The sequence below is a fragment of the Methylobacterium sp. 275MFSha3.1 genome (assembly GCF_900108435.1).
Taxonomy (GTDB): Bacteria; Pseudomonadota; Alphaproteobacteria; order Rhizobiales; family Beijerinckiaceae; genus Methylobacterium.
In genome coordinates, this window is the sequence record NZ_FNWP01000007.1 from 204540 (window position 1) to 228731 (window position 24192).

Annotated in this window: 20 protein-coding genes and 1 other RNA gene; 8 read left to right on the forward strand and 13 right to left on the reverse strand. The window is 73.2% G+C overall.

Translation table 11 applies throughout. The annotated features are described in order from the left end of the window. The first annotated feature begins 31 nt into the window (after positions 1-31). A complete protein-coding gene (locus BLW78_RS10435) occupies positions 32-2167 on the forward strand; it encodes a TonB-dependent receptor family protein (protein ID WP_091679189.1) in 2136 nt (711 codons plus the stop codon). Between the two features lie 179 nt (positions 2168-2346). Then, entirely contained in the window at positions 2347-2877 is a 531-nt protein-coding gene (locus BLW78_RS10440) for a protease adaptor protein RcdA (RefSeq protein ID WP_020090682.1), read from the forward strand. 63 nt (positions 2878-2940) lie between these two features. Here BLW78_RS10440 and BLW78_RS10445 read toward each other — a convergent pair whose 3' ends face one another. Both BLW78_RS10445 and rpmE read right to left on the reverse strand, forming a co-directional pair. Continuing rightward, positions 2941-3723: a MetQ/NlpA family ABC transporter substrate-binding protein gene (locus tag BLW78_RS10445; RefSeq protein WP_091679192.1), complete on the reverse strand. Its 783-nt coding sequence runs from the start codon at positions 3721-3723 to the stop codon at positions 2941-2943. A 355-nt stretch (positions 3724-4078) separates the two neighbouring features. Further along, entirely contained in the window at positions 4079-4327 is a 249-nt protein-coding gene (gene rpmE / locus BLW78_RS10450) for a 50S ribosomal protein L31 (RefSeq protein WP_012322259.1), read from the reverse strand. A 240-nt stretch (positions 4328-4567) separates the two neighbouring features. On the opposite strand from rpmE, the gene BLW78_RS10455 reads away from it, so the two are divergent. Continuing rightward, entirely contained in the window at positions 4568-6412 is a 1845-nt protein-coding gene (locus tag BLW78_RS10455; protein WP_020090684.1) for an ABC transporter transmembrane domain-containing protein, read from the forward strand. Positions 6413-6484: 72 nt separating this feature from the next. On the opposite strand, the gene BLW78_RS32015 is transcribed toward BLW78_RS10455, so the two are convergent. The 7 genes from BLW78_RS32015 to BLW78_RS10490 all read right to left on the reverse strand — a co-directional run bounded on the left by BLW78_RS32015 (position 6485) and on the right by BLW78_RS10490 (position 11330). Beyond that, a complete protein-coding gene (locus BLW78_RS32015; protein ID WP_091679194.1) occupies positions 6485-6931 on the reverse strand; it encodes a methyl-accepting chemotaxis protein in 447 nt (148 codons plus the stop codon). Positions 6932-7210: 279 nt separating this feature from the next. Further along, entirely contained in the window at positions 7211-8224 is a 1014-nt protein-coding gene (locus BLW78_RS10465) for a peptidoglycan -binding protein (protein WP_020090686.1), read from the reverse strand. Further along, the gene (locus tag BLW78_RS10470; protein ID WP_091679197.1) at positions 8224-9213 is read right to left on the reverse strand and encodes a MotA/TolQ/ExbB proton channel family protein; all 990 of its coding nucleotides are present in this window, start codon (positions 9211-9213) and stop codon (positions 8224-8226) included. Before BLW78_RS10470 ends, BLW78_RS10465 begins: the two co-directional genes overlap by 1 nt. Before the next feature lie 207 nt (positions 9214-9420). After that, positions 9421-10239: a TIGR00282 family metallophosphoesterase gene (locus BLW78_RS10475; RefSeq protein WP_012322254.1), complete on the reverse strand. Its 819-nt coding sequence runs from the start codon at positions 10237-10239 to the stop codon at positions 9421-9423. Positions 10240-10242: 3 nt separating this feature from the next. Continuing rightward, positions 10243-10860, reverse strand: coding sequence for a 5-formyltetrahydrofolate cyclo-ligase (locus tag BLW78_RS10480; protein WP_091679200.1), 618 nt, complete (start codon positions 10858-10860; stop codon positions 10243-10245). Further along, positions 10850-11006: non-coding RNA, 6S RNA (gene ssrS / locus BLW78_RS10485), on the reverse strand. The genes BLW78_RS10480 and ssrS overlap by 11 nt, the downstream gene beginning before the upstream one ends. A gap of 69 nt (positions 11007-11075) precedes the next feature. Beyond that, entirely contained in the window at positions 11076-11330 is a 255-nt protein-coding gene (locus BLW78_RS10490; protein WP_091679202.1) for a hypothetical protein, read from the reverse strand. A 434-nt stretch (positions 11331-11764) separates the two neighbouring features. Between BLW78_RS10490 and BLW78_RS10495 the strand changes: the two genes are divergently transcribed. Next, positions 11765-13870, forward strand: coding sequence for a GumC family protein (locus tag BLW78_RS10495; protein ID WP_091679205.1), 2106 nt, complete (start codon positions 11765-11767; stop codon positions 13868-13870). Further along, complete coding sequence (locus BLW78_RS10500) at positions 13867-15165, forward strand: VpsF family polysaccharide biosynthesis protein (protein ID WP_091679208.1); 1299 nt, start codon at positions 13867-13869, stop codon at positions 15163-15165. The genes BLW78_RS10495 and BLW78_RS10500 overlap by 4 nt, the downstream gene beginning before the upstream one ends. Positions 15166-15200: 35 nt before the next feature. On the opposite strand, the gene BLW78_RS10505 is transcribed toward BLW78_RS10500, so the two are convergent. Next, a complete protein-coding gene (locus BLW78_RS10505) occupies positions 15201-16445 on the reverse strand; it encodes a glycoside hydrolase family 5 protein (RefSeq protein ID WP_091679210.1) in 1245 nt (414 codons plus the stop codon). Continuing rightward, positions 16439-17623: a DUF1972 domain-containing protein gene (locus BLW78_RS10510; protein WP_091679213.1), complete on the reverse strand. Its 1185-nt coding sequence runs from the start codon at positions 17621-17623 to the stop codon at positions 16439-16441. Before BLW78_RS10510 ends, BLW78_RS10505 begins: the two co-directional genes overlap by 7 nt. A 106-nt stretch (positions 17624-17729) precedes the next feature. On the opposite strand from BLW78_RS10510, the gene BLW78_RS10515 reads away from it, so the two are divergent. Both BLW78_RS10515 and BLW78_RS10520 read left to right on the forward strand, forming a co-directional pair. Next, positions 17730-18989: a glycosyltransferase family 4 protein gene (locus tag BLW78_RS10515; protein ID WP_091679216.1), complete on the forward strand. Its 1260-nt coding sequence runs from the start codon at positions 17730-17732 to the stop codon at positions 18987-18989. A 358-nt stretch (positions 18990-19347) separates the two neighbouring features. After that, a complete protein-coding gene (locus BLW78_RS10520; protein ID WP_091679219.1) occupies positions 19348-20346 on the forward strand; it encodes a lipid II:glycine glycyltransferase FemX in 999 nt (332 codons plus the stop codon). Between the two features lie 12 nt (positions 20347-20358). On the opposite strand, the gene BLW78_RS10525 is transcribed toward BLW78_RS10520, so the two are convergent. Both BLW78_RS10525 and BLW78_RS10530 read right to left on the reverse strand, forming a co-directional pair. Further along, on the reverse strand, positions 20359-21696 hold the full coding sequence (locus BLW78_RS10525) for an MATE family efflux transporter (protein WP_244526900.1): 1338 nt from the start codon (positions 21694-21696) through the stop codon (positions 20359-20361). A gap of 129 nt (positions 21697-21825) precedes the next feature. Further along, a complete protein-coding gene (locus BLW78_RS10530) occupies positions 21826-22968 on the reverse strand; it encodes an aminotransferase class V-fold PLP-dependent enzyme (protein WP_091679220.1) in 1143 nt (380 codons plus the stop codon). A gap of 344 nt (positions 22969-23312) precedes the next feature. Between BLW78_RS10530 and BLW78_RS10535 the strand changes: the two genes are divergently transcribed. After that, positions 23313-24185, forward strand: coding sequence for a 4-(cytidine 5'-diphospho)-2-C-methyl-D-erythritol kinase (locus BLW78_RS10535; protein WP_091679223.1), 873 nt, complete (start codon positions 23313-23315; stop codon positions 24183-24185). Positions 24186-24192 lie beyond the last annotated feature (7 nt).

Sequence of the window (24192 nt, forward strand, 5' to 3'; positions counted from 1 at the left end):
CCTTCCCGATCGCCAGACACGGATCCACACCATGCCCCGCCAGTTCCGGGCCGGCCGACGCGCCGCGCTCCTGCTGTTCACCTGCGCGACGCCGGCCGCGGCCCAGGCACCGTCCGCCGCCTCGGTCACCCTGTCCGAACTCAGCGTCGTCGGCGCCGCCGCGACGGACGCGCCGTCGGACGAGACCCGCGGCTCGCTCTCGGTGCCGAGCGTCGACCGCCAGAGGGCCGCCCTCGCGGGGACCGTCGGCTCCGTGGCCTTCGTCGACGCCGCGGCGCTCCAGGACCGCTACACCAACACGCTCCGCGACGTGCTCAAGGACGTGCCCGGCGTCTACGTGCAGGAGCGCTACGGGCAGGAGCTGCGCCTGTCGGTCCGCGGCTCGGGCATCGCCCGCGCCTTCCACCTGCGCGGGCTGGAGCTGCTGCAGGACGGGATCCCGCTCAACCTCGCGGACGGGAGCGGCGACTTCTATCAGGTCGACCCGCTCGCCCTGCGCTCGGTGGAGGTCTACAAGGGCGGCAACGCCCTGACCTTCGGGGCGACGACGCTCGGCGGCGCGGTCAACACCGTCACGCCCACGGCCTACACCGCGCTGGCGCCCAACATCCTGCGGGTCGACGGCGGCAGCTTCGGCACGATCCGCGAGCAGGCGCAGATGTCCCGCATCGACGGGCCGCTCGACGGGCTGGTCAACGCGACGCTGACCAATTCCGACGGGTTCCGCGCCCACGAGGCCCAGGCCACGAAGAACTTCAACGCCAATATCGGCTACCGGATCGCGCCCGACATCGAGACCCGCTTCTATCTCGGCACCTACCTCACCGATCAGAAGCTGCCGGGCACCCTAACCCTCGGCCAGAGCCTCTCGACCCCGACGCTGGCCAACCCCACGGCGATCACCGGCAACCAGTCCCGCAAGGTCGAGACGGAGCGGATCGCGAACCGCACCTCGTTCCTGCTCGACGTGGGCAAGCTCGACGTCGATACCTGGGCGATCCACAAGAGCCTGTACCACCCGATCTTCCAGGCGATCGACCAGGACGGCTGGACCTACGGGATCAGCCCGCACTGGGCCGGGACCTTCGATCTCGGCGGCTTCCGCGACGACGTCGTGCTGGGCCTGCGCGCCTTCGCGGGCCAGAACTCCGCGCTGCAATTCGTCAACGTCCGCGGGCAGCGGGGCGCGCAGACGCTCAACGCCCTGCAGAGCGCCTCGAGCCTCGAGGCCTACGGCGAGAACCGCTTCTGGTTCCTGCCGGACGTGGCGCTGATGACCGGCGCGAAGGCGTTCTCGTCGAACCGGACCTTCAGCGACAAGGGCGGCCTGCCGGGCAACCCGAACCCGCGCTTCGCCGACGTGACCTACGCGGGCGTCAATCCGAAGGTCGGCCTGCTGTGGCAGCCGCGGCCCGACATCCAGATCTTCGGCGACGTCGTCCGGTCCCGGGACGTGCCGGACTTCTCCGACCTCGTGCAGCAGAACCTCCTGAGCACGACCTTCGTGCCCCTGCGGGCGCAGCGCGCCTGGACCTACGAGGCCGGCGCCCGCGGCCGCGTCGACCGCCTCGCCTTCGACGTGACGCTCTACCGCTCGGACCTGCGCGACGAGCTGATCAACTTCGCGACCAATCCCGGCCTCAACATCCCGGCCGCCACCTTCAACACCCCCCGCTCCGTCCACCAGGGCGTCGAGGCGGCGCTCACCCTGGACCTCGCCCGCGACCTCGCGGCGGCGGGCGACGGGCTCAGCGTGACCCAGATCTGGACCCACAACGACTTCCGGTTCGTCGGCGACCCGGTCTTCGGCAACAACCGCATCGCCGGGATCCCGGCCGACGTGCTGCGCACCGTCCTGAGCTACCGGCACCCGCGCGGCTTCCACGTCGCGCCGTCGCTCGACTGGGTGCCGCAGGGCGCCTTCGCCGATCACGCCAACACCCTGCGGGTGCCCGGCTACGCCCTGCTCGGCGTCGAGGCCGGCCTCGATCTCGCCGACGGCGTCGCCCTGTTCGTGGATGCCCGCAACCTCACGAACGCCCGCTACGTCTCGGACATCGCCGTGGTGGCCAACGCCGCCGCGACGGCGGGCGGCCCGGCCGCGCTGGCCGCCTTCTATCCCGGGAGCGGCCGCAGCGTCTTCGGCGGTATCCGCGCCTCGTTCTGAGCGCGGGTGCCGCCATCCGCGGCACTTCTCCAGATCCCGGGCGGCGGGTTAAGGTTAAAAAAACATGAACCCTGCTGTCCGGGCCAATCGGCGCTAGGATTGCGGCGTCGTCCGAAAGCCACGGACGGAGCGTCCCGGATCGGAACGAGCCGGGCCGTCGGACGGCACAGGAGAGGCAGATGAACGGCTTCGATGTCACGTTCCGGGACGATCAGGACTGGGTCGATTTCGGCAGGTCCTACGTCAACTCGGAAGCCTTCAAGGCGCTGTTCCGCGACGGGATGACCCTGGTCGAGGAGACGGCCGCCTATCTCGACGGCGAGGGCCGCGACGAGTCGCGCCTCGTGTCCCGGGACGCGACGCTCAGCTACGCGGCCGAGAGCATGCGCCTGACCACGCTGCTGATGCAGATCGCCTCGTGGCTCCTGGTGCAGCGCGCCGTCGCCGAGGGCGAGATGACCCCGGCCGAGGCCCTCCTGGAGAAACACCGGGTCAAGCTCGGCACGGCCGAGCCGCCGAAGCAGCAGGATTTCAACCTGCTGCCGATGCGCCTGCAGCAGCTGATCCTCCGGGCCCGGCGCCTGCACAGCCGCATCCTGCACCTCGACGCGCTGATCGCCGAGGACCGGCCGACGCCCCAGCCGGTGGAGAGCCCCGTCGCCGCGCAGCAGGGCCTGCTGCGGATGGCCTTCCGCATGAGCGAGGGCTGAGCGGGGGCCGGGCGACGCTCCGGAGAGCGCCGCCGCGCGAGGCCGGCGTTCCGTCCCCGACGCTCAGAACGCCGGGAACTGGCCCGGGAACTGTTCCTTCAGGATCTGCCGGATCGCGTCGTTCTGGAACGCGTGGACCAGCTTCGGCACCCAGGGCTTGCCCGTGTCCGCCTCGCGGACCACGATGACGTTGTTGTAGGGGTTGTCGACCTTGGACTCGATCGCGATGGAGTCCTTGCCGGGGATCAGGCCGGCATCGACGGCGTAGTTGGTGTTGATCACCGCGGCGTCGAGATCCTCGAGGCTGCGGGGCAGCTGCGCGGCGTCGACCTCCTGGAACTTCAGGCGCCTCGGATTGTCGACGACGTCGAAGACCGTCGGCAGCAGGCCGACCCCGTCCTTCAGGCGGATCAGCTTCTCGGCCTGCAGCAGCAGGAGCGCCCGACCGCCGTTCGACGGGTCGTTCGGGATGCCGATCTGCGCGCCGTCCTTCAGGTCGCCGACGGCCTTGACCCGCTTGGAGTACAGTCCGATCGGCGTCACGATCGTCTCGCCGACGGGGACGATCTTGTAGCCGCGCGCCTTGACCTGGTTGGCGAGAAACGGCTTGTGCTGGAAGGCGTTGGCGTCGAGGTCGCCGGACTGGAGAGCCTCGTTCGGCAGCAGGTAGTCGGAGAACACCACCAGGTTGATGTCGAGCCCGTCGCGGGCCGCGATCTCCTTGGCCTTCGCCCAGAGGACTTCGGCATCCCCGCCCATGATGCCGACCTTGATCTTGTCCGCGGCCATGGCCGGCGCGGCGGCCAGACCGACCAGGGCGAGGAACAGCAGCAGCAGACGTCTCATCGGATCTCGATCCTAGCAGTGCGTCCGGAGAGCCTCGGCCCCCGGACAGGCGGGCCGCCCGCGCGGCGGAGTTCCGGCGAACCGCGGGTGACCGGGGAAGGATACGACGGCCCGGCCGCGCTTTGAATGCGCCGGCGGCGGCCGGACCCGGCCGCGGAGGCCGCGGGCGCGGCCCGTCCGAGAAGAAGCGTTCCCGTCCCCGCGTCCGGACGCGCGGTTCGCGCCAAGGTCCGGGCGATCTTCGCAATCCCGTCCTGTGGATAACGCGCGCGGCCGCGCGCCGCCGCGCACGAAAACGGGCGGCCCCGCCAGGGACCGCCCGTCTCGAACAGCGTCGCCGTGACGGCTGCGGCGATCAGCGCTTGCCGAGGTTGCCGAACCGCGAGTTGAAGCGCGACACGCGGCCGCCGCGGTCGAGCATCTTCTGCTCACCGCCGGTCCAGGCCGGATGGGTCAGCGGATCGATGTCGAGATTGAGGGTGTCGCCCTCCTTCCCGTAGGTCGAACGGGTCTGGTACTCGGTACCGTCCGTCATCACGACCTTGATGAAGTGGTAATCGGGGTGCTCGGTCCCCTTGGCCTTCGCGGCCGCGTCTTTCGCCATGACCTTGGTCCCTGTCTGGCACGCCGGCGGGAAGCGCAGGAGGCGCCGCCCGGCCCGGAATGCGGAAGATGTCACCGGTTGCACCGAACCATGGGTTCGTGGCAACGGCACGTCCAAGCCGACCGTGGTGGCGGCCCGCGGCCATTGAACACACGCAATCGGATGAGCGGCGGCCTATACCGCAGCCGCTCCCCGGTCACAAGCGCCGCGGACCGGGAGAACGACAACACGTGAGGCGTGATGGCCCGTAAGACCAAGGCGGCCGCGGCCGGCCGACCCAGAGCCCCGCTGAGCGCCCTCCGGCCGCTCCTCCCCTTCGCCCTGCGCTACCGCGCGCGGATCGCCGCGGGGCTCGTCGCCCTCATCTGCGCGTCGGCCTCGACGCTGGTCGTCCCGATCGCCATGCGCCGGGTCATCGACCACGGCTTCACCGCCGACGGCTCGAACGTGATCGACGCCTATTTCCTCGCCTTGCTCGGCGTCGTCGCGGCCTTCGCGCTGTCGAGCGCGGCCCGCGTCTACACGGTGGTGACGCTGGGCGAGCGGGTCGTCGCCGACCTCCGCAGCGCCGTCTTCGCCCGGCTGACCCAGCTCGATCCGGCGTTCTTCGACCGGGCGCAGTCCGGCGAGATCGTCTCGCGGCTCACCGCGGACGCGACGCAGATCAAGTCGGCCTTCGGCGTCTCGGTCTCGATCCTGCTGCGCAACCTGTTCCTGTTCGTGGGCGCCACCGCCATGATGGTGGTGACGAGCCCGCGCCTGTCGGTGATGGTGCTGGCCGCGATCCCGATCATCGTCTTCCCGCTGATCGTGTCGGGCCGCGGCGTGCGCCGGCGCTCCCGGGCGGCCCAGGACCGGCTCGCCGAGGCCTCGGCCTACGCCGCCGAGGCGGTCGGGGCGGTGCGGACGATGCAGGCCTTCGGCCGCTCCGACTCGACGGCGGCCCGGTTCGCGGCGGCCTCCGAGGAGGCCTACGGCGCCGCCCAGGCCTCGATCCGGGCCCGCGCGCTGCTCACCGGCGTCGCGATCTTCCTGATCTCGGCCTCGGTGGTCGGGGTGATGTGGTACGGCGCCCAGGGCGTCCTGAACCACACCATGACGGGCGGCGAGCTCTCGCAGTTCGTGCTCTACGCCGTGTTCGGCGCCGGCGCCCTCGGGCAGCTCTCCGAGGTCTACGGCGACCTCGCCATGTCGGCCGGCGCGGCCGAGCGGCTCACCGAGATCCTCGCCGCCGAGCCGGCGATCCGCGCGCCGTCCCCGGCCCTGCCGCTGCCCGAGCCGGCGCGGGGCGCGGTGGCCTTCGAGGACGTGCGCTTCGCCTACCCCACCCGCCCGGAACACGCCGCCCTCGGCGGGCTGAGCTTCGCGGCCGCGCCCGGCGAGCGCATCGCCATCGTGGGGCCCTCCGGGGCTGGGAAGTCGACGGTGTTCCAGCTGCTGCTGCGCTTCTACGACCCGCAGGGCGGCCGGATCCTGGTCGACGGCGCCGACATCGCCCAGGTCGATCCCGAGCGCCTGCGCGCCCGCATCGCCCTGGTGCCCCAGGACCCCGTCGTGTTCTCCGGCACCGTCACCGAGAACATCCGCTACGGCCGCCCGGAGGCCGGCGAGGCGGAGGTCCGGCGCGCGGCCGAACTCGCCAACGCGCACGGCTTCGTCTCGGCCCTGCCGCAGGGCTACGCGACCCAGGTGGGCGAGCGCGGCGTGACCCTCTCGGGCGGCCAGCGGCAGCGCATCGCCATCGCCCGGGCGATCCTCAAGGACGCGCCGATCCTGCTCCTCGACGAGGCCACCTCGGCCCTGGACGCCGAGTCCGAGCGCGCCGTCCAGGCCGCCCTCGCCACGCTGATGCAGGGCCGGACCACGCTGGTGATCGCCCACCGGCTCGCCACGATCCGCGCCGCGGACCGCATCCTGGTCCTCGACGACGGCCGCATCGTCGAGACCGGAACCCACGAGAGCCTGCTGGCTCAGGGCGCGCTCTACGCCCAGCTCGCGAACCTGCAGTTCACCGACGCGCTGGACGAGACGGCGCGGGGCAAGGAGCCCCGCAGCCGGGGCGAGCGCCTGCCGGTCGCCGAGTAGCCGGGTCGCGCCCGGAGCCGCCCGGGGCGGCGCCCGTCCGCGCGACGGATCGCCGGTGCGGGGTGCGCGGCCTCAGTGCGCGGACGCGGCCTGGCGCTGCCCCCGGGTCGCGGTATCCTGCGCCCGCTCCGCCGCGGCCTGGATCTGGCCGACCTGGGCCACGATCGTGTCGGTCGCCCGCGCCATCTGCCCGGCCAGGTCCCTGACCTCCGCGGCCGCGGCCGCGAATCCCCGGCCCTCTCCGCCGTCGCGGGCCGCCTCGATCGCGGCCCGGAGCGCCATCAGGCTGGTCTGACCGGCGATGCCGGCCAGGAGGCCGGTCGCCGCGTCGGCCGCCGCCGCGGCGGACGCGGCGTCGTCCGCGGCCCGCACGCCCGCGCGCAGGTCCGTCAGCCCGTCCTCGAAGACCCGCACGGCCGCGGCGATCGCGCTGGCTTCGTCCCGCAGGGCGACGTGCGGCCGGGGGTGATCGTCGGCTCCGGGCCGAACCGCGTTCAGGGACAGGCTGAGCTTCGACATCGATACGGTCTCCCTGGATCGGCCGCACCATGGGACGTCAAGGATAACGATGCGTTAATCCAGCAGAGCTGCGGCGCGCACAGGAGAAATCGGCGCCCGCCGGAACAATTACCGCCTATCTCTTCCGGCTTCTGGTGTTCGAAGCTCTCGTAAGACGATCGGATGCTGGCTTGATCGGCACATGCACCTGGGAACGCGGAGCGAGATCGCCGCAAAACTGGTCACCGGACGCGGGCCGCGCGCCGACACCCCCTGCGGCGCCGCGGTGGTCCGACAGCGCTAGCGCTCGGTGAGCTTCATCTCGATCCGGCGGTTGCGGGCGTAGGCTTCCTCGGTCGCCCCGGCTTCGAGGGGCTGGAACTCGCCGAAGGCGCCCGCCAAGAGGTGCTGCGGCGGGATCCCCTTGCCGGCGAGGAACTGCACCACCGCGATGGCGCGCGCCGCCGAGAGCGACCAGTTCGACGGGAACTGCGACGTGCTGATCGGGCGCGCGTCGGTGTGTCCGTCGACTCGCAGCACCCAGGGCAGATCCGCCGGGATCTGCTTGGCGAGTTCCGAGACCGCGCCGGCTATGCGGTCGAGCTCCGGCCCGGCCTCGGGCTTGAGGGTCGCGGAGCCGGCCGGGAACAGCACCTCGGATTGCAGCACGAAGCGGTCGCCGACCACGCGGATGTCGGGCCGGTTGCCGAGGATCTGCCGCAGGCGGCCGAAGAAGTCGGACCGGTAGCGGGCCAGCTCCTGGACCTTCTGCGCGAGGGCGACGTTCAGCCGGCTGCCCAGCTCGGCGATCCGGGCCTGGGATTCCTTGTCGCGGCTCTCGGAGGCCGCGAGGGCGTCCTCCAGGGCGGCGAGCTGGCGGCGCATGGCGCTGATCTGCTCGTTGAGCAGGTCGATCTGGGACTGCGCCCGCCGGGTCGCGCCGCGCTCGGTCTCCAGCTGCTTGTCGAGGGTGCCCGCCGCGCCCTGGCTGACCGTCGCGGCCTCGGCCTGCACCTTGGCCCGGTCGCGCTCGGCCTCGACGCCGGCGAGCGTCGTGCGGAGATTGCGGGCCTCCTCCTCCTGGTTGCGGCGGTTCGTCCGCTCCAGGGCGAGGAGGTCGGTGAGGTCGGCGATCTGGCGGTTGAGCCTGGCCAGGGTCTCGTCCCGTCCGGTCAGCTCCTGCGACAGGAAGAACTGCCCGACCACGAAGACCGTGAGCAGGAAGACCACCGACAGCAGCAGCGTGGCCAGCGCGTCGACGTAGCCGGGCCAGACGTTGAGCGTCCGCCGGGTCCGGGTCGCCGTGGAGGCCACTAGACGCGCTCCCGGCCCAGCCGGTCCAGCACCTGCTTCAGCTCGCGCTCGCGGCTCGCCTGCGCCTCGACCCAGTCGCGGATCATCTGCTGCTCCGCGCGCATGTGCTGGACGAGGCCCTGGATGCCCTCGGCGAGGTTGGTCATCGCCTGGGTCGCCGCGCGGCTGCCGCCGCCCTCGGCCACCAGGGCGCTCAGGCGGTCGACCGCCTCCTTCAGCTCCTGCGTGCCGACGGCCGGCCGCGCCGCGGTCGCTGCCGCCGCGACCGGCGCCGACTCCGGAGCTGCCGCGCCGGACATCAGCCAGTCCTGCAGCTCGTTGTGGAACCGGGCATGGGCCTGGCCCGCCTGCAGCTCCAGGAAGCCGGTGATCAGCGACGAGGCGAGGCCGAACAGCGAGGCCGAGAAGGCCAGACCGATGCCGGAGAGCGGCACCGCGAGGCCCGATTTCAGCTCGTCGAACATCACGCCGGCATCGCCGCCGCCGCGCATGCCCTTGATGACGCCGCCGACCGCCGACAGCGTGTCGATGAGGCCCCAGAAGGTGCCGAGCAGGCCGAGCAGGATCAGGATGCCGGAGATGTAGCGCAGGATCTCGCGGCCCTCGTCGAGGCGCACCGCGATCGTGTCGAGGTAGCCGGTCGTCCCCGGCAGGGTGGCTCCGCCGGCCCGCGCGGCGATCATCGGCGCCATCGGCGCCAGCAGGGCGGGCGGCTTCTTGACCTGCGCGCCGCCCGCGACGGCGTTGACGTAGGCGGTCTCGCGGAACAGCCGGACGACCTGCCCGAAGGCGATCAGGACGGCGATCAGCAGCACACCGAGGATGAGCCCGTTGAGCCCGGGATTGGCCAGGAAGGCCGGTGTGATCTGCCGGAACAGAATGAAGGCCAGGAAGCCTACAAGGATCAGGAAGATGACCATCCGCCCGAGATAGATCCCGGGCTGTGCCAGCGGCCCATTCTTGTCGTCGCCGGTTTCTCGGGCGGCCATCGATCGTTCTAGCCTGATCTCACCACGCGGCAGCCGGCCATCGGCGCCCCTCGGGGGGCACTGTGGGGGTAGGCCCGCACGCGATCAAGTCTCGGGAAGGTCATCGCGGAGCTATGCCCAGGCCGATCGAGACCAGTCCCGCACAAAAGGCTTAGCGGCCCGCGACCGCCTTACGCCAAACCGGCATCCACCGGGCCGGACAGGGCGCTAATCCCAGAAATGCGGCGCGGTCTCCTCGAGATTCGGCCCAAGGCGGAGGGCCGCGACCCGCGTGGCGAGGCCGCGCGCGTCCGTCTCCACCGCGATGCCGCACAGGGTGCCCTCGCCGACGGCGACCTCCCAGCGGGAACCGGGCGTCTTCTGGATCATGCGGCGGATCGGCTCGTCCTTCTGCATGCCGATCACCGAATCGTAATCGCCGCACATGCCCGCATCCGACATGTAGGCCGTGCCGCCGGGCAGGATCCGGTGATCCGCCGTGGGCGTGTGCGTGTGCGTCCCGACGACGAGGCTCGCCCGGCCGTCGAGGTAGTGGCCGAAGGCCTGCTTCTCGCTCGTCGCCTCGGCGTGGACGTCGACGATCACCGCGTCCGCCGCCGCGCCGAGGGGGCAGGCGGTGAGCTCGCGCTCCACCGCCGCGAAGGGGTCGTCCATCGCGTCGAGGAAGACCCGGCCCATCACGTTGACCACGAGGACGCGGGCGCCGCCCTGGGTCTCCACGACCGTGGCGCCGCGTCCCGGCGTGCCGGGCGGATAGTTCGCCGGCCGCACCAGGCGCGGCTGGCGGGCGATGAACACCATCGCCTCGCGCTGGTCGAAACTGTGGTTGCCGAGGGTGACCGCGTCGGCGCCGGCCTGGATCAGCTCGTCGCAGATCGTCTCGGAGATGCCGAAGCCGCCGGCCGCGTTCTCGCCGTTGACCACCACGCAGTCGAGGCGCCAGCGCTCCCGGAGCCGCGGCAGGTGCTCGCACACCACGGTGCGGCCCGAACGCCCGACGACGTCGCCGAGGAAGAGCAGGCGCATGGGTCAGGCGGTCCTGTCGCAGCGGATCACGCCGGCTTCGGTGATCACGTACTGGAGGGGGCGGTCGTGCGGCTCGGCCGGCACCCGCGCCACCTCCTGGGCGGCGAAGCCGATGCCGACGGTCAGGACGGGGTTCGTCCGGGACAGGCGCGCGATCGCGCCGTCATAGTAGCCGCGGCCGTACCCGATGCGCTGCCCGGTCCGGTCGAAGGCCGCGAGCGGCACGATCAGCGCGTCGGGCTCCACCGGCGGCAGCGACGGGTCGGGCTCGCTGAGGCCGAACCGGCCGGCGACGAGGGCGTCGCCGGCGCGCCATTCCCGGAACACCAGGCCGTCCGGCGTGACGTGCGGCAGGGCCACGGCCTGCCCGCGGGCGCGCAGGTCCTCGGCGGCGGGCCGGGGATCGACCTCGCTGCGGATCGGCCAGAAGGCGCCCACGAGACGGGCCTGGGCGAGCTCGGGCAGCGCGAGGAGCGCGTCCCCGATCGCCGTCGAGGCCGCCTGCCGGGCCGCGGGATCGAGGGCGTCGCGGGCGGCGAGGGCCGCGGCGCGGAGTTCCGCCTTGCGGGCGGCGTCCGGAGCCTCGGTGCCGGTTCTGGGAGAGGTCGAGTGCGGAGCCACGTGAGCCGTTGGAGGATCGATCCCGGGAAACCTACAGCGTAGGTGGGCGCCGTGTTGGCCAAGTCCAGGGACGAGGCCAGGGACAGCTCCCGAGGGAGTCGATAAGGCCCCGGGGATAGTGCTCCTGACGAACTCTGCAGCCCCGCTCCCGTCATGTAGCGGTCCCGGCGCGTTCCCGCCAGGGCCGGGCGCCGCAAAATCCGCGGGCCGATCCGTCAGGCCGGCCCGCCCGGCCCGTCCTTCGTCCCGGCGGCCCGCGCCCGGGCCACCGCCAGGATCGCGTTGCGGCCCTCCTGGTCGGCGATCGACTGCCACAGGCCGATCAGCTCGCTGAGCTCGGCCAGCGGGCGCGGCGCCGGCGCCCCGAAGAAGGCGGCGATCGGGACGCCGGTCGCGGCCGCGATCCGACGCAGGCGGGCGCTGGCGTCGCGCCGGCCGCCGCCCCGGTCCTCGACGCCGATCGCTTCCATGGCAGAGCACCTGAATTAGAGTACAGATCGCAGCTTGAAGCGATTGTTGCGTCTCGGAAGAGCCAATACAATTTATCCGATCGGGGAATAGAGCAGCCCGAAGGCGTTATCCACGCCGATGTCTGAACGCATGGCTCGGGGTCGGCGGGCGCTGCGGCAGCGCGGCGTGCGGGACATCCGGACGGTCCCTCGGCGGCCCGCCGCGATGCGACGCCGCGTCCGCGTCGCCGACACGCTGCAGCAACACCGGGACCGCGATGAACGAGGCGTGCGCGGGAGCGCGCCGCGCGGATTTGATTTACCACGCTCCCAGTCATCCGGGCCGCTCCGGCGCGGATCGCGGTCCCGATCCATTGTCAGGAGGCTGCGCGACTCTTGCAGTGGGGAAGGCACCCGCGAGGGACCGACCAGGTTTGAGACGACGGTGACCGATCGTGGCACAGATCGACCATAACATCGCTGTCGCGACGTGGCTCACCCCCGTGCAGCCGGCCCATCCCGAGCGTCCGGGCCCGAACCGCCCCGACACCACCGCCGAGCTGGGCGACCTGTGGCGGATCCTGTGGCGGCGCAAGCGGCTGGTCTTCGGGACGGCGCTGCTCCTCGGCCTGCTCGCCCTCGCCTACGCGCTGATCACGCCCTCCCTCTACACCGCCACCGCGCAGATCCTGATCGATCCCCGCGACCGCCAGGTCGTCTCGAACGACGTCAACCCCGCCGGGCTGTCGCCGGACGGCGGCATCGCCCAGGTCGAGAGCCAGGTGAAGGTGATCGAGTCGGACGCCGTGCTGGGCCGGGCGGTCGATCAGGTCGGGCTCGCGACCGCGCCGGGCTTCGGCGCGCCGCAGGACGGCGTCGTCACGCGGGTCCTCGGCGAGCTCCGCGCGCTGGTGGCCGGGCCGAGGGCGGAGCGGCCGGTCGACGCCCGCGGCCGGGCGCTGGACCAGCTGCGGCGGCGGCTCGCGGTCAAGCGCGCCGACAAGGTCTTCGTCATCGATCTCGTGGTCACCACGACGGACCCCGACCTCTCGGCGCGGATCGTCAACGCCATCGCGAGCGCCTACCTGACGGACCAGACCGACGCCCGCTCGGACGCCGCCAAGCGCGCCGCGGGCGAGCTGCGCGGCCGCCTCGACGAGCTGCGCAACGCGGTCAACGTCGCCGACAAGAAGCTCGAGGATTACAAGGCGCGCAACGGCCTGATCGCGTCGAGCGGCCGGCTCGTCAACGAGCAGCAGCTCACCGACCTGAACGCGCGGCTGGTCGCCGCGCGCGCGCGGACCGCCGACGCCAAAGCGCGGCTCCAGGGGATCCGGGAGGCGCGCGGGCAGGCGATCGGGTCCGGGGCGATGCCGGAGGCGGTCCAGTCCTCGGTGATCGAGCGCCTGCGCGGGCAGTACGCGGAGCTCGCCGCCAAGGAGGCGGACCTGCGCACCAATCTCGGCGAGCGCCACCCGTTCATCGCCGCGGTGCGCGCCCAGATGCAGGACGTCCGCCGGCTGATCGACGCCGAGCTGAACCGCATCGCGGGCGCCGCGGAGACCGAGGCCCAGCGCGCCCAGGCCAACGAGCGGACCCTCGCGGCGGAGCTGGAGCGCCTGCAGCGGCAGTCGGCGGTGAACGCCCAGTCGTCGGTGCAGCAGCGCGAACTGGAGCGCGAGGTCGACGCGGCGCGCTCGGTCTACAACGCCTTCCTGGTGCGCGCCCGGGAGATCAAGGAGCAGACCAGCATCGACAGCTCGAACGCCCGGATCATCACCGCGGCGCGGCCGCCGCAGGATCCGAGCTGGCCGCCGCGGCTGATCCTGGTCGCCGCCGCCCTCGCGGGCGGCCTCGGCCTCGGCGCCGGCCTCGCGCTGACGCGGGAATATCTGGCGCCGACCGTGCTCTCACCGCGGCAGCTGGAGCGGCTGTCGAACGCCCCGGTGGTGGCCGTGCTGCCCGGCCTGCGGCCGCGGGGCGCGAGCGCGAGCGCCGCGAGCCTCACCCTCGACCACCTGGCCGCGACCTCCGGCGCGAGCGGCCACGCGCTGGCGCTGCTCGTCACCTCGGGCGAATCCGACGAGGCCGAGCGCCAGGCGGTGATCGGGCTGCTCGCCGCGGTCGCCGTCGCGCGCGGCGACCGCGTCCTGCGCGTCGACGCCGACCTGCGGGCGGACGGCTCCGGCACCGGCGGCCTCCTCGACGTGCTCCGCGGCGAGCAGAGCCTCAACGCCGTGACCCGGACGGACCCGGCCTCCGGCGCCCGCCGGGTCGGGCTCGGCGACACCGAGAAGCCCCTGCGCGATGCCCTGACCCCCACCAATGTCGAGCGCTTCATCGCGGGCGTGAAGGGACGCTTCGACCTCGTGCTCGTCGACGGCGGCGTGCTGACCGAGAACCTGCGGCTCGGTCCCCTGGCGGCCGCCGCCGACCGGCTGCTGCTCGTCGCCTGCAACGGCGCGACGCGCCAGCGCGACCTGATCGACCTCGTCGACACGTCGGAGGCGCTGGGCCGGCCGATCTCCGGCTCCCTGCTCCTGACCCGGCGCAAGGCATGAGGACCCTCCGGCAGACCGGCTTCGCGCGCCGCCACGATCCGGCGGCGCGCACGGGCCCGGTTTTGCGCGCTCTCCTGCGGGCGGAATCGGTGGCCCTGTCGGTCTGGGCCCTGCTCCTCGTCGGGGTCTCGGGCGGCCTCCTGTGGGTGCTCGGCCTCAATTACGAGGGGATCACCGGCTCGGCCGCCTCGAAGATCCACCCCGCCACCTACCTGGCGGTCGTCCTGATCGGCTGGACCCTGATGCGCGCGGGCAATCCGGTGATCCCGGTGGCCGGGGCGCTGAACCGGCGGCCGGCCAGCGTGCTCCTGGCCGCCTGCGGCGTGCTGCTGCTCGCGCTGATCGCGGCCCGGGGCGGCGCGGGCCTCGCCGGCTCCATCGACACCTTCGTGCTCGCCGGCCTCGTCCCGATCCTCCTGATGGATCGGGACGCCGAAACGCTCGGGCGGCTGGAGGCGATCTTCCACCTCGTGATGCTCGCCAACGCCCTGCTCGGCCTGTTCGAGCTCGCGAGCGGCCAGCGCTTCTTCCCCTACCGGTTCGACGGCGTGGCGTTCGAGTCCGACACCCGCTCGGCGGCCCTCCAGGGCCACCCGCTGGCCAACGCGACCATGACGGCGTGCTACATCCTGGCGCTGGCGAAGGGCGGCGGCCGCCTGGCGCCGATGCCGCGCGCCGCCATGATCGTCCTCCAGCTCGTCGCCCTGGTCACGTTCGGGGGCCGCTCGGCCACCGTCACCACGCTGATCCTCGGGGGCGCCGTCGGGCTCGTGGCCCTGAACCGCACCCTGCGCACCGGCCGCGTCCCGCTGGCGGCGGCGGCCTGCGCGTGCTTCGCCCTGACCCTGCTGCCCGTTCTGGTCGCCGTCCTGGCCGCGGCCGGGTTCTTCGACACCCTGCTGGACCGGTTCGTCTCGGACGGCGGCAGCGCGCAGGCCCGAGTCGACATGCTCACGGTGTTCGACGCGATCCCGTTCCGGCAGCTCCTGCTCGCCCCCGACTTCCTGCAGGTGAACACGCTGCGCCGGATCTACGGCCTGGAATGGGGCATCGAGAACTCGATCATCTCGGCCGTGCTCTACCACGGCATCCTGGTCACGGGGGTGCTGGTGATCGCGGTGGGGCTCTACCTCGCCGAGATCGCGCGGGATTGCCGGCGCGGCGTCTGGCTCCCGATCCTGGCCTTCGTGATTCTCGTGAACACGTTCGAGGGTCTCGCCGGCAAGACGACCCTGCTCGCCAAGTTCGCCCTGATGCTCATCGTCCTGTTCCCGCCCCTTCCGCGCCGCGGCTGAGTGGGCGCAGTGCCGCGGATCGGTCGGGGACCGCTTCAGGGCCGGGCCCGCAGCCCGAGCGCCGCGATCAGGGCGGGATCGGCGACGTGCGCGTCGTCCATGAGGCCGAGGCCGTCGAACAGGTTCCAGAACGACCACGCGAACCCGTTCGCCTCCGCCGCCAGCCGCACGTCCCGGATGTAGGCGGCCCGGTCCGGCGCCCGGGACGCCGTGAAACGGGCGTCGGTGCGCAGGGCGCCGAACTCGCCCATCAGCACCTGCCCGCGCGGGATCCCGTAGAGGTCCGCCCAGGTCGCGACCGGCGCCATCGCGTCGGCGATGTAGGCCGGGCCGGGCGCGGCCTCGAAATACGCGTGCAGTTTCGCCTCGATCACCGCGCGGTCGCGCGCCTTCTCGGCCTGCGGCACCGTGCGGTCCGTCTCCATGCGCGCCCGCACCGCCGCGAGGGTCTCGCGCAGCGTGCCGCGGCTCCCGGGCCAGGGCACGGCGGTGAGCCAGCGGTAGAACGGCTCCTCGGTGAGCCAGGTCGCCCCCTGGTGGGAGAACAGGTACGGCTCGTAGAAGTGGAAGGTGTAGAGGAGCGGCGCGAACCGCGCGAGCGCGGCCGGATCCAGAGCCGTCAGGCCGGCGACGAGGCTGCCGCAGGAGCCGGTCGCCACCAGGGTGAGCGCCGGCGCGGCCGCGCGGGCCGCGGCCAGGAGCCCGTCCTGCACCCGGTTCCAGGCGCCGCCGCCGCAGGCCTGCGGCGGCTCGTTCACCGGCTCCAGGACCACGCGGTCCGTGCCCTTCCGCGCGCACAGGCGCGCGAGGTCTCCGACGAGGTCGCGATAGGCCGCGAAGAGCGGCGCCCGGTCCGAGCCGTAGAACGCGTCGGGCGTGTAGTGGTGGGTCGCGGCGTTCGCCTGGACATTGACCAGGACGCGCAGCCCGGCCGCCAGCGCCGCGTCGACGGCCTCCGACAAAATGCCGAGGAGTTCGGCGCGCCGCGGCCCCGTGAAGGCCACGAACGGCCCGGGATCGAGGGGCAGGCGCACGAAGTCGAAGCCGAACCCGGCGATCCGGGCGAGGTCGTCGCGGGTCGGCACCGGCCGGCCGGCCTGGAAGGGCGGCCACGCGTAGTCGGTCCGCGGGGGCGGGTACTCGGTGGTCAGCGAGAACCAGGGCCAGAGGGCGATGCCCCGGCGCAGGGCGACCGGCGCGGGACTACCCTGGACGGGCCGGACACCCGCACCCGCCGCGAGGGCGCCGGCGAGCACCGACCGCCGGCTGGGGCCTACCATCGGGGATCGGCCGTGGTGCTGATCGGCGCGCCCGCGGTGTCACGCCCCGCGCGGTCCGCGGCCGGCGGGTAGCCGCCGACACTGCGCAGCGCGTCCTCGTAGGCGGCCAGCACGGCATCCCAGCGGAACTGCTCGGCGCGCGCCCGCGCCGCCGCGCGGGCCGCCGCGACCGCGGCCCCGTCGGAGAGCACGCGCTCGATCGCCGCGGCACAGCTGTCCGGATCCGAGAAGTAGAACTGACCGTCGCCAGCCGTGCCCCGGTTGAACGGATTGTCGTGGGCGACCACGGCGTTGCCCGCCCAGAGCGCCTCGACCAGCGACGGGTTAGTGCCGCCGACGGTGTGGCCGTGGAGATAGGCCCGCGCGTGGACCCGCAGGGCCTGGACCTGCTCGGGCTCGTAGATGGCGCCGGGAAACAGCACCTCCGGCGAGGCGGCTGCCTCCACGGCGCGATGGTACGGATTGCCGACCCTCAGCGTGCCGAGCACCACCAGCCGCACGCCGCGGGCACGGCGCGAGAAGGCCTCGACGAGCGTCAGGATGTTGTTGTCCGGCTCGATGCGGGCGATCGAGACGAGGTAGCGGTCGGGCTCGAGGCCGAGGGGCGGCGGCCCGACATCGGCCGCCGGGGGATCGCCGCCGTACGGGATGGTCGCGATGGCGCCGCGCGGCCTGCGACGGGCGAGGTGGTCGGCGATGACGGGATGGTCCGCCACCAGCCGCTGCGAGGACCACGCGGCGATCCACTCGCTGACGTAGAAGAAGGCGCGCACGGGCAGCGACCATTTCGGACGGCGCCACTCGATCCCGTCCATGTTGGTCAGGATACGCCCGCCCCGCGCCCGCAGGTAGGGCAGGAACGCGGCGCCGTTGTAGCCGAGCACGAGGCAGACGCCGCCGCGGGTCGCGGCGTCGTGGGCGCAGATGGCGTCGAAGGCGAGCGTCGCGACGGGACCGCCCAGGCCGATCTCCACGGTGATCAGTTCGACGCCGTTCCAGGTGCTCCGCACGATGCGGTCCCGCACCGCCTCGACATCCCTCTGGCAGTACACGCCGACCTGCCAGCCGCGTTCGACCAAGTAGAGCGCGAGACGTTCCGCGAAAGTCTCGAAACCACCGTGGGCGGCCGGGATACCGCGCGTGCCGAGAATAAGTAGTTTCGGTGCGCGGTCAGGCATGAAACTTCCTTTCCAATGTGTCGGCCCTATTGTAGATCCGAAGGATACAATCCCGACGACCGGCCTCTACAACTGCTAGTTGTTTATTTAATATAGAAATCATCTTATGGTAGACAATTTCGGACTGAGAGCGGCGCGCGACAGCGATCATGCTGCCGCCCCCGCGCTGCGGGCCGTCGGCAACGCCGCGGCGGAGCTTCGGATCACGTGCGTCCACCAGGGATTCGAGCTGTACGGCTCGGATCGCTGCTTCATCGAGACCGTCCGCACGATCCGGGCCGCCCATCCGGGTGCGCGGATCGACGTGGTGCTGCCGCGACGCGGGCCGATCGTGGCCGCGCTGGAGCCCTTCGCCAGCGAGATCGTGATCGCCCCGCTCTGGATCCTGCGGCGCAAGAAACTAGCGCGCCTCGTAACCCTGGGTCTGATGGCTCTGCCCATCGCGATGATCCGTGCGTGGCGCCGCATCCGCGCGAGCGACCTCGTCTACATCAACACCACCGTGGTGGCCGACTACCTGCTGGCCGCCCGGCTGGTCCCCGGCCGGAGCATCGTCCACGTCCATGAGATCCCCGAAGGCGCCGTGCTGAAGGTCCTGCGCGGGCTGATCCGCTGGAGCGGCGCCAACGTGGTGTTCAACTCGCGCGCCACCGAGCGGGCCTACGCCCTGCCCCGCGGGGCGACCGCCCGGGTCGTCTACAACGGGATCGCGGGTCCCGCCGAGCCGAATCGGAGCGCCTACGACGGCTCCCGCCCGCTCCGCGTGCTGATGCTCGGCCGGATCAGCCGGATCAAGGGCCAGGACGTCCTCGTGGAGGCGCTGGCCTCCCTGCCGGAGCCCGTGCGTCGGCGGATCGCGCTGCGCATCGTCGGCAGCGCCTTCGAGGACGAGGCCCGCGAGCGGGCCCTGGTCGGGCGGATCGCCGAGGCGGGGCTCGCCGCGCAGGTCACGCTCGAGCCGTTCGTGGCCGATCCCGCCGCCCTCTACCGCTGGGCCGACGTGGTCACGATGCCGTCGCAGCGGCCCGAATCCCTCGGCCGCGTGGCGATCGAGGCGATGTCCTACGGCGTGCCGCCGCTCGTCACGGCGATCGGCGGCCTGCCCGAGGTGGTGGAGGACGGGAAGACCGGCTGGATCGTCCCGCTGGGCGGCCCGGAGCCGATCGCCGCCGTGCTGGCGGATCTGGTCGCCGACCCGGCGCGCTGGCGCGACTTCGGCCGGGCGGCCCGGGCGCGCTACCTGAGCCTGTTCTCGGAGGCCTCGGCGGCGGAGGGCATCGAGGCCATGGTCCGGACGACGCTGCGCCGCCCGACACCGACGGATCCGTCCCGCGCCGCGGACGCGCCGGCGCGACCGGCCGCCTAGGATCCCCGCGCGTCCCCGTGGGACCGGCGTCGGTCCGGAACGGGCGTGCGCCCTGAGCGCGGGCGCCCTCGGCGTTACCGGGACGCCCTCAAGCACGCTCGCGGTCCGTGGCCAAGCGCCGCGGCCGGGCCTGCTGCCGGCGCCGCGCAACGACCGGCCCGGGCGCGTCCCCTCACCGGCCCCGGCCGCCCGGGCACCGGAGCCCCGCCGCGACGCAGCGGAATCCGACCCGCGCGACCGCCGTCACCCTGTGGACGATCGGCCGCGCGAGGATGCAATGCGGTGGCGCCTGACCGATGAGGCGTGCGGCGCGGGAACCCCTGCCCGGCCGGGACGGGGCGCGAGGACGAGGAGCGACATGGCGGCCAAGCTCGCGGTCCAGGAGATTGCGGATGCCCCGGACTGGGACCGGCGGGTCTGGGCCTGCCCGGGCGCCAACATCTATTGCGGCAGCCCCTGGGGCACCTACAAGGCGCGGCGCGGCCTGGAGGTGCGGCGGGCGGTCGTGTCCGGCGACGGCGCGGACCTCGCCTTCGTCCAGTGGCAGACGCGCCGGAAGGGGCCGGCGCGGTTCATCCACGTCCAGGGCGGCCCGCTGCTGACCGCCGCGGGCGCGCACCGCGCGGAGGCGGTGTTCGCCGCGTTCATCGACCACCTCGCGCTCGGCCGGCTCGACGTCCTCGCCGTCGACTACGAGCAGTTCGAGACCCGCGGCGCGACGCTGGCGCTGCTGATGCACGGCTTCGCCCCGGTGATCGGCGCGCCCGACCACACCCTCGAGCTCGACCTGACCCAGGACCTCGACGCCATCCAGGCCGGCATGGAGCCGCGCTGGCGCAAGGCCCTGCGCAAGGCCGAGCGGAACGCCGAGGTGACGACGCACTTCCTCGAGGACAGGGCCGAGCGCCTCGAAGCCTTCGACGACTTCACCGCGATGTTCGCGGCCCTGCGCGAGCGCAAGGGCTTCGCCACGACGCTGCAGCCGCAGGCCTACCGCGACATCGCGGCCGAGGACGAGCGCCTGCTGTTCCTCGACGTCCGCGAGAACGGACGGCGCGTCCTCGTGCGGATCGCGCACCTGTCGGACAGCCGCTGCACGGATTTCTACACGGCCTCGAACGAGCGGGCCCGCGCGACGGGCGCCGCGACCCTCGCGGTCTGGCGCTTCGTGGAGCGGGCGAAGGAAGAGGGCTGCCGGGTCTTCGATTTCGGCGGCATCGATCCGGCGGCGAACCGGCCCGTCTTCGAGTTCAAGCGCGGCCTGTGCACCGACGTCGTCCAGCACAACCCGCTCTGGGTCTACAGCCGGACGCCGGCGCTGCGGAGACTGGCGCCGGCCCTGCTCGCGCTGCGCTGAGCGACGGGCCGGTCACGCGGCGCCGAGGGGTCGCGCCGGTCCCGGGCGCCGCGCCAGGGTCCGGAAGGCCGAGACCGACCAGACCAGCGTCGCAACCTCGGAGGCCAGCAGGCCGGCGAGCGCGGTGGCGGGCGGCAGCAGCAGCAGCGCCGGCACCATCACGGCCATCCCGAGGGCGGCGCTCGCCACCGCCCCCGCCGTGATGGTCCGGAACGCCGCCGAGGCCTCGAGATAGGCCCGCGGGATCGCGTAGAGCAGCGACACGGTCACCACCGCCCAGACACCGAGCCCGATCCAGCCCATCGGCTGCGCGGCGAACCGACCCTTGAACAGGATGTCCTCGACCAGCGGCAGGGCGGCCGCCATCACCGCCCCGTAGGCGAGACAGGCGCTGCCGAGCAGGATTCCGTTGCGGACGACGAGCCGGCGGGCGGCATCGACCTGCCCGGCCGCGAGCAACCGGCTGATCTCGGGCAGGATCATGTTCAGCAGCGCGCTCGCGGGGATGCGCAGCGGCGCGTAGAGCACGATCGTGGCGGCGATCGGCGCGTAGGCGGCGGGCCCGGCCAGGAGCGCCAGCAGCAGGGTCAGCCCCTGACCCTGGACCGTCAGGCTGGTGACGCCGGCGAGCGACCACGCCAGGGTCCGCCAGATGGCCCGGTAGCGGGCGCGCGCCCGCGCGTGCAGCGAGAAGCGGATCCGCTCGCGCAGCGCCGCGTAGGCCACCGCGATCGCGACCGCGTGCGCGAGCGCGATCGCCGTGAAGGCCCGATCGAGAAGGGCCGTGCCCTCCCCGTTCAGCCAGCGCGCGACGAGGAGACCGCCGCAGACCGCGTAGACCAGGTCGCTCAGGCCGGCGATCCGGGGCCGGCCGCGGGCGAGGAGCACGATCCGCAGGTAGCTGCGGAAGGCGTAGAGGCCCACGAAGGCCCCGGCCGCCAGGGCACCGAGGCCGATCACCGGGATCAGCACGAGGCCGACGGCGGCCGCCATGAGGCCGGAGACCAGCACCGCGCCCGAGCCGAACATCACGTCGTAGCCGAGCGCCGCCGGACGCCCCAGGCTCCGGGCGACGTGGATCGTCGCCGGGACCGCCACCAGGGCCCGGATGTAGGTGATGCCGACCGCCCCGACCGCGAAGACGATGGCGAACAGGCCGTAATCGTGCGCGCCGAGCGCGCGCACCAGCAGGATGTTGAGGAGGAAGTGGAACAGGCTCTGGGTCAGCTCGCCCGACAGGATCACGGCGAACCGCCCCGACAGGACGGCACGCATCGGTCCGGGCAGGCGGAGGCGGCCGGCGCCCGGGAGCCGGAGCCGATCACCGGGACGCGGCATCGAATCGGTCATGCGGGGGTGGACGGTCTCCGTGTGGGCGCGCGGGCCGGGCGCCGGCGCCGGGAAGCGGTCGGCGGCGCGCAATCGTCTCGCGACTCTCTCCCGGCCCGCTCATGCCGGAGCGTCCGTTTCCGGACCGTCTCAGGTGATCCCCCGGAAGGCCCCGGACAGTGCGGCAAGGCAGCGCGCGAGATCGTCCTCGTCCGCCCAGACGTGCGGGCTGATGCGCAGCGCGCCGGAGCGCTCGCTCACGTAGACCCGGTCCCGCTGCAGGCGATCGACGAGGCCCGTCGGCAGACCCGCGGGTGGCCGCAGACCGAGGATGTGCGGCGCCCGCAGGGAAGCCGGCAACGGCGCCAGGCCGAGCCCGGCGGCCCCGTCCGCCAAGCGGTCCGTCAGCCCGCGCAGCCGGGCAGCGACGGCGGGCACGCCCCATTCGGCGATCTGCTCCAGCCCGGTCACGGCCATGAACAGCGCGACCGGATCGTTGAGCTCGCCCCGGTCGTAGCGGCGGGCACCGGCGGCCGGCGGGCGGTTCCCGATATTCTCCTCTATTGCCGCCCCGTCCTGCCGGTGCGGCGCTGCGTACAGGAAGGCGAGACCGTACGGTCCGAGAGCCCACTTGTAGGTCGGGAAGGCCAGGAAGTCCGGGCGCCACCGGGCGACGTCGACCGGCACGGCGCCCACGGCCTGCGTGGCGTCGATCACCAGGGCCGCGCCGGCGGCGTGGACCGCGGGAGCGAGCCGGTCGAGGTCGATCAGGCTGCCGTCGGTCCAGTGCAGCGGGGTCAGGGTGGCGAGGGCGAGCGGCGGGGCGCCCGGCCGGTCGATCGCGGCCGCGACCGCCGCGGTCCAGTCGCCGTCCGGGGGGCGCGGCACCTCCTCCACCACCAGACCCTGCCGGTCGGCCAGCCGATCGAAGGCGAAGCGCAGGGACGGAAACTCGTCGGCCACGCGGAGCAGGCGCCCGCCCGGCCTCAGGGTCAGGTTGCGGGCGGCCACCGCCATGGCGTGGCTGACCGCGCCGACGATCGCGATCTCGTCCGCGCCGGCGCCGATCAGCCGCGCGGCCGCAGCGCGCGCCCGCTCGGCCCAGGGCGGGACCGCCGTGCGGGGATGGTCCCAGGGGCGGCTCTTGACCAGGATCCCCGCCTCACCCGCCGCTCGCACGGCCCGCGGCAGCGGCGACCAGGCGGCGGCGTCGAGGTAGCTGACGTCGGCGGGCATCTCGAAGAGATGGCGCTGGCACGGGAGCGCCGCGGCGACGGATTCGGTGAACGCCATGATGCGCGACAGCCTAGAGGATCGGATCCGCCGGCACCACGGCCCGGACTCCATCGCGCGGCGCCCAGGCCGCAGGCCGGCGCGCCCGGTCCGCGCGGGTCGGCGGCGGCGTGCCCCCTGGCGGACCATCGCATCCTGGTGCTCCGACGCTCCGGCGCCCTGTCGAGCCTCGCGGGACGCGACGGGCTGGTGGACTCGCGGAAGATCTGACCGTGATCCGCCCGAACGACGCCCGGCCCGACCGGCCGCGCCGGGTGTTCGGCGGGGGCGGCAGCTGAGCTGTTGTTCCGGGCCGCGAGCCTGTAGAGCCTCGGGACACATCGCCACGACCCGACCGAGACCCCGTGACCCTGCTCGCCGATCGCGCCCCCGCCAAGGTCAACCTGACGCTCCACGTCCTCGGCCGCCGCGTCGGTGACGGCTACCACGTGCTCGAGAGCCTCGTCGCCTTCGCGGGCACGGCCGACCGCCTGACGCTGGATCCCGCGGCACCGCTCAGCCTGACCGTCAGCGGCCCCACCTCCGGCCCCGCCGGCCCGACGGACGACAACCTCGTCCTGAGGGCCGCCCGGGGGCTTGCCGCCCGGGTGCCGAACCTGCGCCTGGGCGCCTTCCACTTGGTGAAGCGCCTGCCGGTCGCGGCGGGGATCGGCGGCGGCTCCTCCGACGCCGCCGCGACCCTGCGCCTGCTGGCGCGCCTCAACGGGCTGCCCCTCGACCACGAGGCCGTCGGCGCGGTGGCGCGGGAGACCGGCGCCGACGTGCCGGTCTGCCTCGACCCGCGGGCCCGGATGATGCGCGGCGCGGGCGAGGCGATCGGGCCGGTCCTCGGCCTCGCACCGCTGCCCGCGGTGCTGATCAATCCCGGCGTTCCGGTGCCCACCGCCCCGGTCTTCAAGGCGCTGGGCCTGAGCGTCGGCCAGGATCTCGCGGGCGCGCCGCACCCGACGATCCCGCGGGCCATGGCGAGCGAGCCGCTGCTCCGGGCCCTGGCCGGGGCCCGCAACGATCTGGAGGCGCCGGCCCTGACCGTGGCGCCGGTGATCGGCGACGCGCTGGCGGCCCTCCGCGCCCAGGGCTGCCGCCTCGCGCGGATGTCGGGCTCCGGCGCGACCGTTTTCGCGCTATTCGCCGACCGGCGCGCGGCCGTCTGGGCCGCCGCCGCCCTGCGCGCCGCCCATCCGAGATGGTGGGTGGCGCCGACCTTCCTGCGCTGACCCGGCC